This window comes from Planctomycetia bacterium (genome assembly GCA_016795155.1).
Classification (GTDB): Bacteria; Planctomycetota; Planctomycetia; order Gemmatales; family HRBIN36; genus JAEUIE01.
Map to the genome: position 1 here is coordinate 48,435 of JAEUIE010000029.1, position 16,867 is coordinate 65,301.

9 protein-coding genes are annotated in these 16,867 nt (G+C 52.7%); 7 read left to right on the forward strand and 2 right to left on the reverse strand.

The window, feature by feature from the left end; genetic code table 11:
• Position 1: 1 nt before the first annotated feature.
• A complete protein-coding gene (locus tag JNJ77_11380; protein MBL8823181.1) occupies positions 2–664 on the forward strand; it encodes a hypothetical protein in 663 nt (220 codons plus the stop codon).
• Between the two features lie 267 nt (positions 665–931).
• Positions 932–2,115 (forward strand): IS3 family transposase gene (locus JNJ77_11385; GenBank protein ID MBL8823182.1). Its coding sequence is split into 2 segments (ribosomal slippage): positions 932–1,241 and positions 1,241–2,115, totalling 1,185 coding nucleotides; the frame shifts between segments, so codons are not numbered across the junction.
• A 128-nt stretch (positions 2,116–2,243) separates the two neighbouring features.
• On the opposite strand, the gene JNJ77_11390 is transcribed toward JNJ77_11385, so the two are convergent.
• The gene (locus tag JNJ77_11390) at positions 2,244–3,665 is read right to left on the reverse strand and encodes a PLP-dependent aminotransferase family protein (GenBank protein MBL8823183.1); all 1,422 of its coding nucleotides are present in this window, start codon (positions 3,663–3,665) and stop codon (positions 2,244–2,246) included.
• A 117-nt stretch (positions 3,666–3,782) separates the two neighbouring features.
• On the opposite strand from JNJ77_11390, the gene JNJ77_11395 reads away from it, so the two are divergent.
• From JNJ77_11395 to JNJ77_11415, 5 genes are all read left to right on the forward strand, one after another.
• Positions 3,783–4,361, forward strand: coding sequence for a hypothetical protein (locus tag JNJ77_11395; GenBank protein MBL8823184.1), 579 nt, complete (start codon positions 3,783–3,785; stop codon positions 4,359–4,361).
• 26 nt (positions 4,362–4,387) lie between these two features.
• Positions 4,388–6,439 carry a molybdopterin-dependent oxidoreductase gene (locus JNJ77_11400; GenBank protein MBL8823185.1) on the forward strand — a complete coding sequence of 684 codons (2,052 nt, stop codon included), beginning with the start codon at positions 4,388–4,390 and terminating at the stop codon, positions 6,437–6,439.
• A gap of 53 nt (positions 6,440–6,492) precedes the next feature.
• Positions 6,493–7,026, forward strand: a complete 534-nt coding sequence (locus tag JNJ77_11405; protein MBL8823186.1) for a DinB family protein — start codon at positions 6,493–6,495, stop codon at positions 7,024–7,026.
• A 218-nt stretch (positions 7,027–7,244) separates the two neighbouring features.
• Entirely contained in the window at positions 7,245–9,998 is a 2,754-nt protein-coding gene (locus tag JNJ77_11410; protein ID MBL8823187.1) for a PSD1 domain-containing protein, read from the forward strand.
• 66 nt (positions 9,999–10,064) lie between these two features.
• The gene (locus JNJ77_11415) at positions 10,065–11,408 is read left to right on the forward strand and encodes a DUF1501 domain-containing protein (GenBank protein ID MBL8823188.1); all 1,344 of its coding nucleotides are present in this window, start codon (positions 10,065–10,067) and stop codon (positions 11,406–11,408) included.
• 175 nt (positions 11,409–11,583) lie between these two features.
• Here the strand turns inward: JNJ77_11415 and JNJ77_11420 are convergent, their stop codons facing one another.
• Positions 11,584–16,800 carry an autotransporter-associated beta strand repeat-containing protein gene (locus JNJ77_11420; GenBank protein MBL8823189.1) on the reverse strand — a complete coding sequence of 1,739 codons (5,217 nt, stop codon included), beginning with the start codon at positions 16,798–16,800 and terminating at the stop codon, positions 11,584–11,586.
• Positions 16,801–16,867 lie beyond the last annotated feature (67 nt).

Consider the following 16,867-nt stretch of genomic DNA (forward strand, 5'->3'; position numbering starts at 1 on the left):
AATGGCTCGACCAAAACGTCAGAAATCGATCAACGTACTGTTCATCGGCAACAGCTTCACTTCCCGCAATGACTTGCCAGGACTGATTGCGCAACTAGCAACTGCAAGTGGCATGTCTATGCAACATAAGCTCATCTTTGCTGGTGGCGCATCGCTTCGTGCACACTGGAACGCAGGTAAAGCCAATCAGGAAATACAAACAGGAAAGTACGATTACGTAGTGCTTCAGGAGCAAAGTACCTTGCCTATTAAGAATGCAGTCAGAATGCACGAGAATATACGTCTCTTCGATGAAGTAATAAAAAGGGCAGGTTCAAAAACAGTCCTCTATATGACTTGGGCACGTCAACATCTTCCTGAAACCCAAAAAGCAATTTCAGAAGCCTATACCAGCATCGGCAAAGAACTGAAATCGATAGTCGTCACAGTTGGAACAGCATGGCAGAGGTTCCAAGCTAAGCACAGTAAACCAGTCTTGCATGACCGTGACAAGAGCCATCCCTCAATGGCTGGGACTTACTTCGCAGCATGTATCTTCTTTGAAGTGTTATTTGGAACATTACCTGTCAGAAGTGATATCGAGGTTACAGGAATCGATACCAAAGATAAAATGTTGCTAGAAAAGGTTGCCAAACATGCAAGACCACCAAACTTTAAATCTTAATATCCAGTTGCGTCTTCCATATGGGACACCGACGCGTATTGCGTATTAACAATTAAAATGTTGGGCTGCTAATGACCACAGTGTAATATTCGACCCCACAACATCTATGTTTTAGTTTGTATGCTTGTGCCGTTGGGAACTGGTCGTGTCGTTACCCAAAGACTGCTTCGGGGCGAACAGTCAATCGCAATTTGTAGTACAATGGGCTGTTGTCCCGTCCTAACCGGAGTCTACACTCCCCGTGAGTTATGAACAAGGAGTGTAGGAATGGAACGCGCACAGATGTCGTTTAGCCCGGAGTTGAAGCGGGCGATTGTAGAAGAACTCGAAAGTGGTCAGCTTTCACTGCGAGAGGCGCCGGCACGTGGGCATACGACGGTCAGTCGCATACAACTGTGGCTGAAGGAGTATGGCAAGTATCAACCCAAGCGTGACATCGTTGAGGTCGTTATGAAGAGTGAAGAAGAGAAGATCGCCGCCCTGGAGAAGGCGCTGGCAGACGCTCACCTGAAGCTGCTGGTGCACGAGAAGATCATCGAGGTGGCCAGCAAGAAGTACAAGGTGGATCTAAAAAAAACTTTTGGGCCGCAGGCGTCGAGCAGTCTCGAAGGGAAACCTCCGCCGGCCTCGCACGGCTCTGCCAGGCGGTAGGCCGGAGCCGGGATGCGTATTACAAGCATCTCCGGCGACGCCGGGATGACAGTAACGAGGAGGCAGCGATCTTGCAGCTGGTTGACGAGATTCGCCAGGAACAGCCCCGGATGGGCACGCGCAAGCTGGTGGATCGGCTGAAGACGTGTCACGACACGGAGGTAGGCCGAGATCATCTGTTTGCCTTGTTGGGCCGGGAGCACCGTCTGGTGAAAGTGAAGAAACGCTTTGAAAAGACGACCTATTCGCGTCATGGCTATGCGGTGGCGCCGAATCGGATCAAGGAGCTGGTGATTGACAAACCGAACCAGGTGCTGGTCTGCGACTGTACCTACCTCAGAGTGTTGGGACGAAAGTTTGCGTACCTGTTCCTGGTGAGCGATGCGTACACGAGACGGATCGTGGGGTATCACGTAAGTCGGGACTTGTCGCATTACTCAGCGGTGATCGCGCTGTCAAAAGCGGCGACCTGGCTGAAGGAGTCCCAGGGCGTGACGGGTCAAGGCGTGATTCATCATTCGGACCGAGGCTGCCAGTACTGCTGTCATGAGTACCTGGCCATGCTGAAGTCGCACGGAATGGAGTCGAGCATGACCGACGCTGACCATTGTTACCAGAATGCCATCGCCGAACGGATCAACGGCATCCTCAAGGATGAGTTCAACCTGGATGCGGAGTTCATCAATGTCAACCATGTACAAACGGCTGTCGAACGAGCCGTGGAGGTGTATAACACCAAACGACCGCACTGGAGCCTGGGCTTACGCACTCCAATGGAGATGTATGAACTGGCTGCCTGAACAACCCCAGAGGTTATTGACATGTCAATATCCCCCCAGACCCCCCTGGACTACTACTACTTACGTGTAGACTTTATTTAGGACGAGAGATTTTGTTTTGATATCCCGACAATAATTTTGATAGTAACTTATCGAGCGATAACTCGCGCCACGCTTTCTATCCCTTCGCGAATCACATTGTGATCAAAAGCTGTGAAACCGAACACTAGGCCGGGTTTGGTTTTCTTTATGGAATAAAAATCGCTGGAAGGTACCATAATGCTCTGCTGACGGAGACGTTCCGAAATAGCTTCGGTGTTAACATCGGCTTCTCTGAAGAAACCCATCAGGTTCATCCCGCCATCGATATGCGGGAAGTCCAGGGGTAGTTGGTGCTTCCTGGCAGCGTTCAGAAATGTGGCGAGTTTAGCTGCATAGTTTTTACGGCAACGACGTATATGGGTGTAGAAAGCACCAGAGTAAACAAATTCTGCAAGGGTCGCTTGATCTATCAATGGGCCGTGGTCTTCCATGATGAGGCGAAGCGTTTCGAAAGGATGTATCAGTGCTGGAGGCAACACTGCATAGCCAATACGAAGTGAAGGGAAGAGCACTTTACTCATCGTGCCCAGGTAGATCACCCGCCCTGCGACATCAAGACTATGCAAGCTCGGCATCGGCGGTCGAGTATAACGGAATTCGGAATCGTAGTCATCTTCGAGCAGCCAGGCTTTTGCTTTTCGCGTGAACTCAAGCAATGCCATTCTGCGAGCCACAGGCTGACAAGCACCTGTCGGAAACTGACGTGAAGGCGTTGTGTAAATCAGTTTTGCTGCTTCGATTTTTTTGGGAGGCAAGGCTCCATGGGCATCAACGGAAAGTGGCCGAATCAGTGCTCGCGCCTTGTGAAACGCCTCTCGCGCCCCGGGATATCCCGGATTCTCTAGCAAAACGTGATCACCAGGTTTGAGCAGAATCTGGCTAAGCAGATAGATGGCTTGCTGTGAACCTGTGGTTATTGCGATTTGTTCCCAATTGCAGTTCACACCTCGACTTTCGTGGAGGTATAAAGCTAATGCTTGCCGGAGAATCGGGAGGCCCAATGCATGGGCTGATTGATAATGTAAGATCCCGGTGCTGAACTTACGTAAGGCACGAAGCCTAAGCCGGTTCCAGAGCGTGAGCGGGAAAAGTCGAACATCAGGCTGACAAGGACGAAAGGGAATCGGATCATGCAGAATGGTTTGAGAAGCCTTGAAATGAAGTCTGTTATGTCTGTCTGATGCGTTCGGCCTTGTAGCATATCCTTCAACAATTGCCGGTGTAACGTAGATTCCGGAACGGGGTCTGGTCTCCAGATACCCTTCACCCGATAGGCGATCATACGCCGCAATTACAGTGTTTCTTGATACACCCAAGTCGCGTGCCAGATCGCGACTGGATGGGAGAGAAGTACCTGTGACAATGAGGCCTGATTGAATCTGTTGTTTCAATCCGAAGAAAAGCTGATCCTGCAATGAGCGGCCAAGAGTAGGATTGAGAGTAATGGAAAGTAACGGCTTGCGACTCATGCTATTCTCTATCTGGTACCATGATAATTCACAATTCTGGAGCTTTACTAGATCCAGATATGCTTCTTATATTCCGGGTATCTCATGTCACCAACTTGCTCTTGAGAAAGACAGTCCATGATCAACGTACCACGTCGCCAGTTGTTGCAGTTAGTAATGGGGTCGCTTGCGGCTGGATTGGCTGTGCAAGCTTGTTCTGCCTACTCGTCGATGGAAGTTCTTTTGGAAGGCAAACCAGAAGGGAAGCCTGGAGACTTTGAATTCCTTACTGGCGAGTGGAAGATCAAGAACCGTCGCTTGAAAACGCCTGGCGGGAAAGAATGGGATGAGTTCGACGGAGAAGCCACATGCTGGAGCATTCTCATGGGAGTCTGCAGCATAGAGGAATTGCGAATACCTGCTCGCCATTTCGCAGGTATGGGCTTGCGGCTTCTTGATGTTCAGAAGAAAGTATGGAACGACTATTGGGTTAATGCCAAGAGTGGTGTACTTACCACACCAGGACTCACCGGAAACTTCGAAAAAGGAGTTGGTACCTTTTCAGCCGAGGAGATGGAAAACGGAAAGAAAGTGATTTCCAAAGGCGTTTGGGATCGAATCACTCCCAGTTCTTGCCGATGGTATCAAGCCGGATCCAACGATGGGGGTAAAACCTGGAAGGAAAGTTGGTTCATGGACTGGACTCGGGTGAAGTAGCGATCCGAAGCTAGGGGGTACTCTCGATGACTGCTAAACCTCTCACAGTAATTCATGGCGCATGCGGACATGATTGCCCTGATACCTGTTCATGGAAAGTTGAAGTTCGCGATGGAAAAGCTGAGCGGATGTACGGCGATCCTGACCACCCTTTCACGCGGGGTACGCTCTGCGGCAAGGTGAATCATTATCTCGAACGTGTATATCATCCCGATCGAGTGCTTTATCCACTCAAACGCATGGGTGCAAAAGGGGAAGGTCGATTCACACGTGTGAGTTGGGACGAGGCGTTGAAGGACATCGCTGCCCGTTGGTTAAGCACTATGGATGAAAATGGTGCAGAGGCCATTTTGCCATATAGCTCAGCTGGTACACAGGGACTGATTCAGTGTGCGTCACTGGATCGGCGCTTATTCGGTCTGCTAGGGTGCACCCAACTCGAGCGAAGTATCTGTGGCGAAGTAGCAGCCACTGGTCTAGCCACCACGCAAGGCAATGGGTTTGGCGCTGATCCGGAGGACCTGGTGCACAGTCGATACATCGTGCTCTGGGGAACCAATACGGTTGTCACCAATTTGCACCTGTGGCCGATTATTCTGGAGGCCAGGAAGAGGGGAGCGAAGGTCGTTGTCGTTGACCCCATCAGGACCCGCACAGCTGCTCAGGCGGATTGGCATATTGCACCAAGGCCCGGGAGCGATGCAGCACTGATGTTAGCCATGATGCACATCATTATCCGTGATGATCTGGTAGATCATGATTTTGTATCACGTTATGCCGAGGGTTATGAACAGCTCGTCGAGCGAGTGAAAGAGTATTCTCCCGTCAAAGTGACGCAGATCACTGGCTTGTCAGTCGAAGAAATCGAACGATTCGCGAGAGAGTATGCAACGATCACTCCTTCGATGTTACGTCCGTTGATTGGCATTGAACATCATCGGAATGGAGCGATGATGTTTCGCACGCTGGCATGTCTTCCTATCCTGATCGGCGCCTGGCGGCATCGGGGTGGCGGTCTAGCTCGTTCGACTCATTCGCTCCAGTATTCGACTCTTAACAATAGTGCCGTGCTAATGCCAGAGAAGAACCAAGCAGACGTTCGCACTCTTAATATGCGAGACCTTGGCAAAGATTTATGCTCGAAGGAACTGGCTCCACCCATTCGTAGCTTGTGCATCTATAACTGCAATCCGGTGGTTACTATTCCCAACCAGTCAAAAATCATCAAGGGCTTGCGGCGAGAAGATCTCTTCACCGTGGTGCATGATCTCTTCATAACAGAAACGGCTCGCTTTGCGGACTACGTTCTGCCTGCGACCAGTCAGATTGAGTGCCTCGATATTATTCCCGCTTGGGGACATCATTACCTGACGTTAAACCGACCGGCTATTGCACCGTTGGGTGAAGCTGTCTCCAACACCGAGTTCTTTCGCCGTCTCGCTAAAGCTTTGGGAAGAACCGAACCCTGGCTCTTTGATAGCGATGAAACTTTGCTTCGCATCGCATTGAATTCCAACCATCCGTGGATGAGTGGCATCACCTTCGAACGACTCTGGAACGAGGGTTTTGTCAGGCTAAATCCAGAGCGAGATTGGATACCTTTTGCTCACGGTGATTTTGCCACACCTTCCGGCAAGGCAGCATTATGGTCTGAATCGTTGCGAGAAAAAGGGCTCGATCCCTTACCTGCCAGTGGAGAGATACGCCAGGCTTCAGGCAGACAATTGCAGTTGATCACGGGCAAGACGTTGCACTTCCTTAATTCCAGTTATGCTCATGTGGAGCATCATCGTCAAAAGGAAGGAACACTCTTTATTGAGCTTCATGCGGACGATGCGAAAGCCCGTCAGCTGAGTCATGGAGAAACAGTAAAGGTCGGCAACGAGCAAGGAATGATCACAGCTGAGTGCCGCATTTCAGATCGGGTGCAGCCAGGTGTGGTGTGGATGCCTTTTGGCGGTTTCGGCGATGTGAAAGGCCAGGCTTGCTCGGTCAATATACTTACCCCTGAAGAGCCAACTGATTGGGGCGGAGGCAGTGGCTTTTACGATGCTTTTGTGGAAGTTGAGAAATGTTAGCAACGGATCTTAAATGGCCTCCCGCATCAAAGACTATCAGCTAAGGAGAAATCATGTCCCATCAACCCGATTACACACGCCGACCAGAGGCAGATGAGTATTTCGAGTATTACCAAAACTACATTAATTGCGTTCCTGCAGGCGATTTTTTCAACTTGCTCGACGGACAGATCTCGGAACTTCGTTCTGTCCTGGGAAATGTCAGTGAGCAGGAGGCGATGAAATTACATCCTCCCTATACCTGGACCATGAAGCAAGTGGTCGGTCATCTCATTGATGCTGAACGAATCTTCGCTGAGCGACTTCATCGTTTTGCTTCGGGCGATCTACAACCGATTCCTGGAATGGATCAGGACCCCTATATTGTCAACAACGATTATGTGAAACCAACGCTGCCAGCGCTGCTCAATGAGCTGATTCACCTTCGTCAGGCGAATGTTCTTCTTCTACGCCGTATCAAACCGGAAGCCTGGGATAATCGAGGCGTAGCTTCCGATCATCCTGTCACAGTGAGAGCGCTTGCTTACATCCTGGTAGGACACATCAATCATCACCTCAAGATCGTTCGCAAGCGTCTGGGTAACTAGTGTTTAAACCGACTTCTGATGATACCGGATATTGGTCTGCCTTGATGCCCATTTGGTCGACTGTTCCTGCTCTTATCACATACCCGCAACCAATCTATTAATGCAATTGATTGCGCGGAATTCCAACTGTCTAATAAATTGCAACTCAAACCTGAATCAGTTAAGCTAAGTCAACCCGCCTGCATTGTGTTGTTTTCCATTTTCCTACTGGTTTGCTTATGCGTTGGTCTTTTCTTGTTATGCTGCATCTCATGTTGCCAGTAACGCCGGCACCGGGACAGCAATTTTCAGCAGAGAAAGTGGAGTTCTTCGAGAAGCAAATCCGACCTATCCTGGCAGAGAAATGTCTTGCCTGTCATGGATCGAATGTTGCCAAGGTCAAGTTGCGACTCGATTCGAGAGATGCTGTACTCAAGGGCAGCAATAGCGGTGTCATCGTAACAGCTGGGCAGCCAGACAAAAGCAGATTGATGGAAGTTCTTCTGCACCAGGGTGATGTACAGATGCCGCCGTCGGGTAAATTATCGGAGGCAGAAATCAAAGCTATCGAGAAGTGGATTGAGACAGGCCTGCCCTGGCCGGAAAACATCAGACTTGCTTCCCCTGAAACCATTGCCACTGTTGCAAAAAAACACTGGTCGTTTCAACCTATTGTTCATTTCAAACCACCTACTGTCACCAATAAGAACTGGATACGAACCCCGATTGATTGCTTCATTCTGGCATCACTCGATAAGGCAGGCATTCAACCATCGGCACCGGCAGAGAAATATACCCTGATTCGCCGTGCAACGTTTGACCTGCATGGACTGCCACCAACCATTGAGGAAGTAAATGCATTTGTTGCCGACACTTCGCCCGACGCTTACACCAGGATGATTGACCGACTGCTCGCTTCCTCACGCTATGGCGAGCGCTGGGCACGGCACTGGCTCGATGTCGCCCGTTACGCCGATAATAAAGGGTATGTCTTCTTCGAAGATAAGAACTATCCGTGGGCATTCACTTATCGTGATTACGTTATCAATGCATTCAACAGGGATGTACCGTTCGACCGCTTCATACAAGAGCAACTGGCTGCAGATCAACTGAAACTGGAAGATACGAAATCCTTGGCAGCCCTGGGATTTCTGACCGTTGGCGGGCACTTCATGAATAATACCCATGACATTATCGATGATCGCATTGATGTACTCTCGCGTGGGTTATTGGGTCTCACCGTCACGTGCGCCCGGTGCCACGATCATAAGTTTGACCCAGTCTTGCAGGCTGATTACTACTCGCTGTACGGTGTTTTCAGAAGCAGTACGGAGCCGTTGGTGCCGCCGCTCTGGGAGCAGACTCCCCACACGAAGGAGTATGAGAAATTTGAAAAAGAACTGACATTACTGGAGAAGAAACTTCTAAACTTCGTATCAGCCCGGCATCAGGAACTGGTGACGGGCGCCCGTCAACGTGTGACGGAATATTTATTGGCAGTCTATGCCACGCGCAATCAGCCGCCGGCTGATGACTTCATGCTGATTGCTGACAAGGGCGATCTGAATCCGACCATGATCAACCGCTGGCGGGTTTATATCGAGGAAGCGGGCAAGCGAGGCGATCAACTCTGGAAACCCTGGCATGCATTTGCAGTATTGGGTGAGAAGGAGTTTGCTGCAAGAAGCGAAAGGATAAATCAAAGCATCAAAGCGGAGAGTGGCTTGAATCCACTGGTCAAGAAGCTGTTTCTGACGCCTCCGCGAGATATGCAGGAAGTGGCAAAACGTTATGGACAGTTGCTCGAAAGCATCGAGCGTCGCTGGAAGCATCTACTTATCAGATCGTATTTCAGGGGCAAGCCGCTTCCCGTCAAACTGGACGATCCTGATGCGGAACAACTGCGTAACGTACTCTACGGTCCACAGTCCGCTGCTGATGCGCCGCTTGAATTAGACTGGGGTTTCCTTTCTCTATTTCCAGACAGGGCAACGCAGGAAGAATACAAGAAACTGATCAAGGATGTGGAAGTTCATTGCGCCAAGGGGCCGGCCCGGGCCATGGTGCTGAACGATGCAACCAGACCTTATGAACCGAGCGTGTTTCTGCGTGGTCAACCTAACCGAATGGGTGAACATGTACCTCGGCAATTCCTCGCAGTTGTAAATCCACAGCGAAAACCGTTTAAAAACGGCAGTGGACGGCTGGAACTTGCGCAGGAAGTTACATCGAAGAAGAATCCACTGACTTCCCGTGTCACGGTGAATCGTATCTGGATGCATCACTTCGGCACCGGGTTGGTTGATACACCGAGTGACTTTGGCTTGCGAGGCTCTAAGCCAAGTCACCCAGAATTACTCGATTTCCTGGCTGCTGATTTCATGGAACATGGTTGGTCGCTGAAGCGATTACACCGTCAGATCATGTTATCCACAGTGTATCAGCAGCAGAGTCTGGATCGAACGGAGGCTTTGGCCAGGGATTCCGAGAACCGTTTGCTATGGAAAATGAATCGCAAACGGCTGGAGTTCGAGGCACTGCATGATTCCATCTTGAGCGTGTCCGGCCAACTTGATGCTACCATGGGCGGGCCATCGGCGCCCCTCTTTGCCGGCAAGAACAGACGGGCCATCTATGGGTATGTGGATCGACTCGATTTCCCCAGCCTGCTCACGACATTCGATGTACCCAACCCAGCCAACAGCTCGCCACAACGTAACCTGACGACGGTAGCTCCCCAGGCACTGTTTCTTATGAACGGACCGATGGTGCGGGAAGCTGCTGGTCGAATCGGTGCGATGAAAGAAGTTCAGCAGGGCATAACCAACTTGGAAAAGCTTCATGCAGTGTATCGAATACTGTTTCAGCGCGTTCCAAGAGAGCGGGAACTTATGCTTGCTCAGCAGTACCTGGGAGGCAAACCAGGCCAGGATCGCTGGATTGACCTCATACATGGTCTGATGATGACGAATGAGTTTGCGTTTGTGGATTAATTGGAGCGTTTGATGCATCTGTATTCCCGACGAAATATGCTGCAAAAGTGCGGGACCGGCCTGGGAATGATGGCATTGGCAGGGGTACTCGCAGATGATCATGCATTGGTGATGGAGCCACCCTCACTTGATCCTATGACTCCCCGCCCACCTCATTTTCCGGGCAAGGCCAAGCATGTCGTGCATCTCTTCATGAACGGGGGGCCTTCACAGGTTGATACATTTGATCCCAAGCCGATGCTTGACCGTAATCACGGCAAGCCACTGCCTATCCAGAACTTCCGTACGGAGCGCAAGACCGGAGTAGCAATGCGCTCTCCATTTGCTTTCAAGAAGTATGGCCAATCTGGGATCGAAGTAAGTGAGCTATTTTCCAGAACAGCTGAACACATCGATGATATGTGTATCATCCGGTCGATGCATGCCGATGTGCCTAATCATGAACCTTCACTCTTACTGATGAATTGTGGTGATGGCAGACTGCCTCGTCCCAGCTTTGGCTCATGGGTTACCTACGGTCTCGGCAGCGAGAGCAAGAATTTACCCGGTTTTGTTGTCATGTGTCCTGGTGGGTATCCCATTGTTACCACACAAAACTGGCGGTCTGCCTTTATGCCTGGTGTCTATCAGGGAACCTATATCGACAGCCAGCACACTCAGATTGATAAACTCGTCGAATATATCCACAACACCAGCATGACCCCACAGCGGCAGCGGGAACAACTTGATCTGGTTCGGCACTTGAACGAGCAGCACTTGCAGGCTCGTCAGCAGGATCAGATGCTTGAATCACGCATTCGTACTTTTGAGCTGGCATTTCGCATGCAGAGCGATGCAGCTGAAGTATTCAATCTCAACAAAGAGACGCCAGCTACTCGAGACCGTTACGGCCACACCACCCATGGAAGACAACTGCTCTACACGCGCCGCTTAATTGAAAGAGGTGTTCGTTTCATCCAGCTCTGGAGCGGAGCAGGGCAGCCCTGGGACAATCATGATGGGCTGGAGAAGCAACATCGAGCACTGGCGGCCCAGTGGGATCAACCGATAGCTGCATTCCTGTCCGATTTGAAACAGAGGGGTTTGTTTGATTCAACTCTAGTATTGTGGGGTGGCGAGTTTGGCAGAACGCCTGTAGCGGAACTGCCTCAGCTCAATGGACGTGATCACAACCATTATGGTTTCACGTGCTGGCTGGCCGGTGGCGGTATCAAGGGGGGGATCGTGCAAGGCAGCACGGACGAGTTTGGCTTTCGCGCCGTTGAGAAACCTATGCATGTACACGATCTGCATGCGACGATGCTGCACCTGCTGGGGTTTGATCACACACGCTTAACCTACCGCTATGCCGGCCGTGATTTCAGGCTGACCGATGTGCATGGTAAAGTATGTAAAGAAATTCTGAGTTGATGGTTGGGTTTTCCCATTTGAAAAGAACGAAAAGTGGCAGGGTTTACATGGTGACACCGAAGAGGACAAAACCAGCATATCTGGATATTGGAACTAAAGAGCAGTTGTTGAAACCTGTAACCAAGAGACTAAGCATCCCTTGGTTACACGACTCACTCATGAGATAATTGATGAACTAACAGTCTTCCTCTACCAATTCCTCAAGACTGCTGGATTTCGAATTGCGGCGATACGCCACATAGCCGCAAATGCTTAGCGTTCCCAGAATCAATGCCCAGGTACCCGGTTCGGGCACGGCGGCGATCACGATGTTGCCACCGTTGTCGGCACCGTAGTTGCCGAAGCCATCGTCGCCGGTCCAGGTGATGCCGAACTGTGGGGTCACCGTGTACAAATCCGGCACGTTGTAGCGTATCTGGAAGACCTGGCCGTCGAAGTTAAAGAGAGCACCATCACTCAAGCCAGCAAAGGTACCGATGCCCAGGTTGCTGCCTTTGAGGATCATGAAGGAATCGAGGAAGTTAGCCTGGTAGGTTCCTAAGCGGTCGCCAATCAACTGAATGCCAGGCACCATCACATAACTTTGTGTGGTGCTGTTGAGGATCAGTTGATCGTAGCCGGTACCTACCACGCTTCCCTGCAACTCAACACGGAAGCTGGACCCCGCATTGAAGTTGATGCCGCCATTGATCGTCAGGATACCCGTGTCGCCGGGGTTGCCCGGGCTGACCGTGCCTCCATTGAAGTTGACCAGCTTGCCGACGATGCCACTGCCCCCCAGGGTAGCGCCAGCGTTGACCGTGTAGTCGCCAGTGGCTGCTGACTGATTGCCATTGATGATCAACGCACCGCCAATGACGGTTGTGGGACCGGTGTAGGTATTGGCTGCGGAAAGGGTGAGCGTACCGGACGACACCTTCTCTAAACTAAAACCACCACTGATCACCCCGGAGACGCTAGCCGTGGTGGATGACCCGATCCGGCTGTTCCCGGCGAGGGTGACACTCCCGGTGATCGTTGAGCCCGCATCTATCCGCAAGGCACCAAGGTTACCCGAGTTTTCCAGCCAGCCGTTACCATTGATGGTGAAATTGTTCGCATACGTTCCAGACTGCAGGTAGACCTGGCTGCCAGTGTTCACCACGACAGGCCCTGCCCCCAGTTGATTCTGCGTGGTCACGGCAACGCGGGCACCATTTCCACCTGCAGAATTACCCACTTGCACCGTGCCGGTGAAGCCGCTGTTGTTGCCGGTGGGGAGATAGGTCGATTCATTCTGGTTCCCCGTCCCGAAATAGTTCAGGGTGCCGTTACCGGAAAAGGTGGTGCTGAAACTGGAGAGATCGTTCCGGTAGTAGCGTAAGGTGGCGCCGGGATTGATGGTCACTAAACCCGCTCCCAGGCTTCCGGTGAATGCCGCGTTGCCTACTTGCAGGGTTCCTGCACTAACGGTGGTGGTGCCGGTGTAGGAGTTGTTATTGGCGAGCACGAGCGTGCCCGCGCCCGACTTGGTAAGGTTGCCACCCGCAGTAAGAGCCTGAGAGACCGTAAAGGTATGGGGAGCGCTAGCGATATCGAATCCACCACCGTTGCCCCCCCAGTTGATGGGACGAACATTATTGGAAAAGGATGTACCAGTGATTCTCAGGATGCCTCCGTTAAAGTTGAGGCCATCGCCACTGTTACCCAGGTTGCCATCGCCGGCCACGCTGAGAATTCCGGCGTTCAGGTTGGTGCCGCCGGTGTAGGTGTTGGCTCCGGAGAGGACGAGGGTACCGGCGCCGAGTTTGGTCAGGCTGCCACCCGCTCCAAGTGCTTGAGAAACGGTGAAGGTGTTAGCGGCATTGGCAATATCGAAGCCGCCGCCGTTAGCGCCCCAGGTGATGGAGCGAGTGTTGTTGGTGAAACTGGTGCCGGTGACTTGCAGGGTGCCGCCGTTGAAGGTAAGACCTCCCAAGCCCAGATTGCCATCACTGCTCACACTCAGGGTTCCGCCTGCGAAGATGGTGCCACCGGAGTAGGAATTCGGTGAATTTGTCAGCACGAGTTTACCCGGGCCAGCTTTCGTGAGACTTCCACCGTGTTGGATTACCGAGCTGAAGGTGATCGTGTTGGCGGGATCGGTAATTTCGACCGTGCCGGGAGCGGTCAATTTAACCCCACCACTGTAAGTGAATGGACTGCTACCAGTGATCTGAAGGGTGCCTACAGAGCTAAGGAAAACCAAATCTCCAGTACCAGCCCCCATGTTGGATATGCTGGAAACACTGAGGATGCCCCCTGAGATTTGCGTAACTGAATGGGTATTGTTCCCCGTCAGGGTCAACGTCCCGCTGCCCAATTTGTTCAGGGTCAATGGCTTGGATACGCTACCATCTTGCAGTGTGCCATCGAACGTGCTGGAGACATTACCATTGCCGACGCGCAAGATGCCACCGACATTGGTTGCGGGATTGTTGATGATCGTTCCCGTACCGGCCAAAGCTCCAACATTGACAGACAAACCATTCACATCCAGCGTGTTAACAGCGTTGACCGTCAGGCTGTTAGTGCCAGCCCCCAGGGCACTGGCGTTACCCAGGATGACGGTCGAACCCGCTGCTCCCGCCAGGTTGGTGCCGCCGTTGTAGGTGTTGGCTCCGCTGAGAATCAGCGTGCCGGCACCGAGTTTGGTGAGTCCGCCGGCACCACTGATAAGACCACTATGGGTGAGAGTCGTGCTGCTGGCCACATCGATACTGCCACCAGGGGCATTGAGCGTGGTGCCACGGGCAGTGGTGAAGGTGCCGGTGGTTTGCAGCGTGCCGCCGTTGAAGGTGAGTCCGCCGCTGCTGTTGCCCAGGTTGCCATCTCCTGCCACCCTGAGGATTCCGGCGTTCAGGTTGGTGCCCCCGGTGTAGGTGTTGGCTCCGGAGAGGACGAGGGTACCGGCACCGAGTTTGGTCAGGCTGCCCCCTGCACCCAGGTTTTGGGAAACGGTGAAGGTGTTGGCAGCGTTGGCAATATCGAAGCCGCCGCCGTTGGTACCCCAGGTAATGGAGCGAGTGTTGTTGGTAAAGCTGGTGCCGGTGACTTGCAGCGTGCCGCCGTTGAAGGTGAGGGCGCCGCCGCCGCCGCCGCCGATGGTGCTGCCCAGGTTGATATTACTGCTCACACTCAGGGTGCCGCCGTTAAGGAAGGTGCCACCGCTGTAAGTACTATCTGTATTTGTCAGCGTAAGGGTGCCCGGGCCGGCTTTGGTGAGACTTCCAGAATTTACTAATTGCCAGCTAAAGGTGATGGTGTTGGCGGGATCAGTAATCTCGACCGTCCCGGGAGCGGTTAAGTAAACAATACCGTCGTATGTAAAACCACTGCTGCCAGTGATTTGCAGGGTGCTTCCTGAGCTCGAGAATTTCAGGCTACCTGTGGCCCCCAGGTTGCTGCTGCTGGCGACACTGAGGATGCCCCCTGAAATTATCGTGTTATTATGTGTATTGTTCCCCGTCAGGGTCAATGTCCCGGTGCCCACTTTATTCAGATTCAACGGCTTGGATGCGCCAGCATCTTGCAGGCTCCCGGCAAAGGTGCTGGAGACATTGCCCTGACCCACTGAGAGGTTTGCTCCGAAAGATGGATGATTATTGATGATCGTTCCCGTCCCGGTCAAGGTTCCGACACTGACACCATCTCCAGCAAATTGGCCATTCAGATCGAGCGTATTGCCAGCGTTGACCGTCAGGCTGTTGGTGTTGGCCCCCAGGGCGCTCGGGTTACCCAGGATGACGGTCGAACCCGCTGTTCCCGCCAGCGTCGTCCCTCCGGTGTAGGTGTTGGCTCCGCTGAGAATCAGCGTGCCGGCACCCAGTTTGGTAAGTCCGCCTGCACCACTGATGAGACCACTATGGGTGAGAGTCGTGCTGCTGGCCACATCGATGCTGCCACCGGGGGCATTGAGCGTGGTGCCGCGAGCGGTGGTGAAGGTGCCGGTGGTTTGCAGGGTGCCACCGTTGAAGGTGAGGGCGTTTGCAGCGGCCCCGAGGTTGTTATCCGCCCCCACGCTCAAGGTACCAGCATTTAGATTCACCCCGCCGGTGTAGGTGTTGGCTCCGGAGAGGACGAGCGAACCGGCACCGAGTTTGGTCAGGCTGCCACCTGCACCCAGGTTTTGGGAAACAGTGAAGGTGTTGGCAGCGTTGGCAATATCGAAGCCACCGCCGGTGGCACCCCAGCTAATGGAGCGAGTGTTATTGGTGAAACTGGTACCATTGACTTGTAGCGTGCCGCCGTTGAAGGTCAGTCCGCCGGCGGCGTTGCCCAGATTACTATTACTGCTCACACTCAGGGTGCCCGCACTGAGGCTGGTGCCACCGGTGTAGGTGTTATTGCCAGAGAGCGTCAGGGTTCCTGTCAGCGTTTTCTCCAGGGCAAAGCCACCACTGATGACTCCGGAGACTGTGGCTGAGGAGGATGTCCCTATACGGCTGTTACCGGCGAGGGTGACACTTCCGGTGACTGTCGAACCGCTATCCATTCGCAGGGCACCGAGACTATTCGCGCCTTCCAGCCAACCGATGCCGTTGAGCGTGAAGTTATTGGAGTACGTTCCAGATTGCATGAATATCTGGCTGCCGCTGTTGACGGTGACGGCAGCGGTGCCCAGTTGATTCTGATTATTGACGACGACGCGGGCACCATTGCCGCCGGGGCTGCCGACTTGCAACGTACCAGCTAAGCTGCTGTTATTGATGCCCGTGAGGATGTACGAGGATTGGTTTGCGACTCCCGTACCGATAAAGTTCAGTGTCCCGGTGCCGGTAAAGCTTGTCGTCAGTGTGTGTTGATCGTTCCGGAAGTAACGCAGGGTGGTGCCGGAATTGATCGTGGCTGTCCCGCTTCCCAGGCTGCCGGTATTGGAACCATTGCCGACCTGTAGCGTCCCGCCGGTAATGGTTGTGCCGCCGGAGTAGGTGTTGTTGCCGGAGAGGACCAGCGATCCCAGTCCCGTTTTTGTCATCCCGACGCTGCCAGCGAGGACCGAGTTGATGTTGGCAGTTAGCCCGGTGGCCACCCGGATTTCCCCGGCAACCAACCCTGAAGCACTGCTGCCCCCGGAGACCAGGGTAATGGTTCCCGAATTGAGGGTGTATGCCCCCGAAGTAAAGGAAATGCCAAAGGCGGAGACGGGACTGACCGTGATCGGATTCTGATTAGCTCCGGCAAAAATCGCGGTTTGGCCGTTTTGCCAAAGTCCGGACCAGTTACTGGAAACCAAATCCCAATTACTGTTGGCTGCCCCGGTCCAGGTGGTATCCTGAGACCAGGCTTGCCCCATGGGTAGAATACCTAAGACACATCCAAACAACAATTTACGACGGATGTGGCTCAGAGACAGAAGGCGTTTCTTCGACATGGCAGCGTTCCAGCAAGCGATAAAGAAATAATTCCCTATCTACTTATTGCAACGCGTGTGACAGCAT

Bases quoted from the DNA above. Each gene is read 5' to 3' on its own strand.
- JNJ77_11380 (MBL8823181.1), top strand. From the start codon at position 2: ATGGCTCGACCAAAACGTCAGAAATCGATCAACGTACTGTTCATCGGC.
- JNJ77_11390 (MBL8823183.1), bottom strand. From the start codon at position 3,665: ATGAGTCGCAAGCCGTTACTTTCCATTACTCTCAATCCTACTCTTGGC.
- JNJ77_11395 (MBL8823184.1), top strand. From the start codon at position 3,783: ATGATCAACGTACCACGTCGCCAGTTGTTGCAGTTAGTAATGGGGTCG.
- JNJ77_11400 (MBL8823185.1), top strand. From the start codon at position 4,388: ATGACTGCTAAACCTCTCACAGTAATTCATGGCGCATGCGGACATGAT.
- JNJ77_11405 (MBL8823186.1), top strand. From the start codon at position 6,493: ATGTCCCATCAACCCGATTACACACGCCGACCAGAGGCAGATGAGTAT.
- JNJ77_11410 (MBL8823187.1), top strand. From the start codon at position 7,245: ATGCGTTGGTCTTTTCTTGTTATGCTGCATCTCATGTTGCCAGTAACG.
- JNJ77_11415 (MBL8823188.1), top strand. From the start codon at position 10,065: ATGATGGCATTGGCAGGGGTACTCGCAGATGATCATGCATTGGTGATG.
- JNJ77_11420 (MBL8823189.1), bottom strand. From the start codon at position 16,800: ATGTCGAAGAAACGCCTTCTGTCTCTGAGCCACATCCGTCGTAAATTG.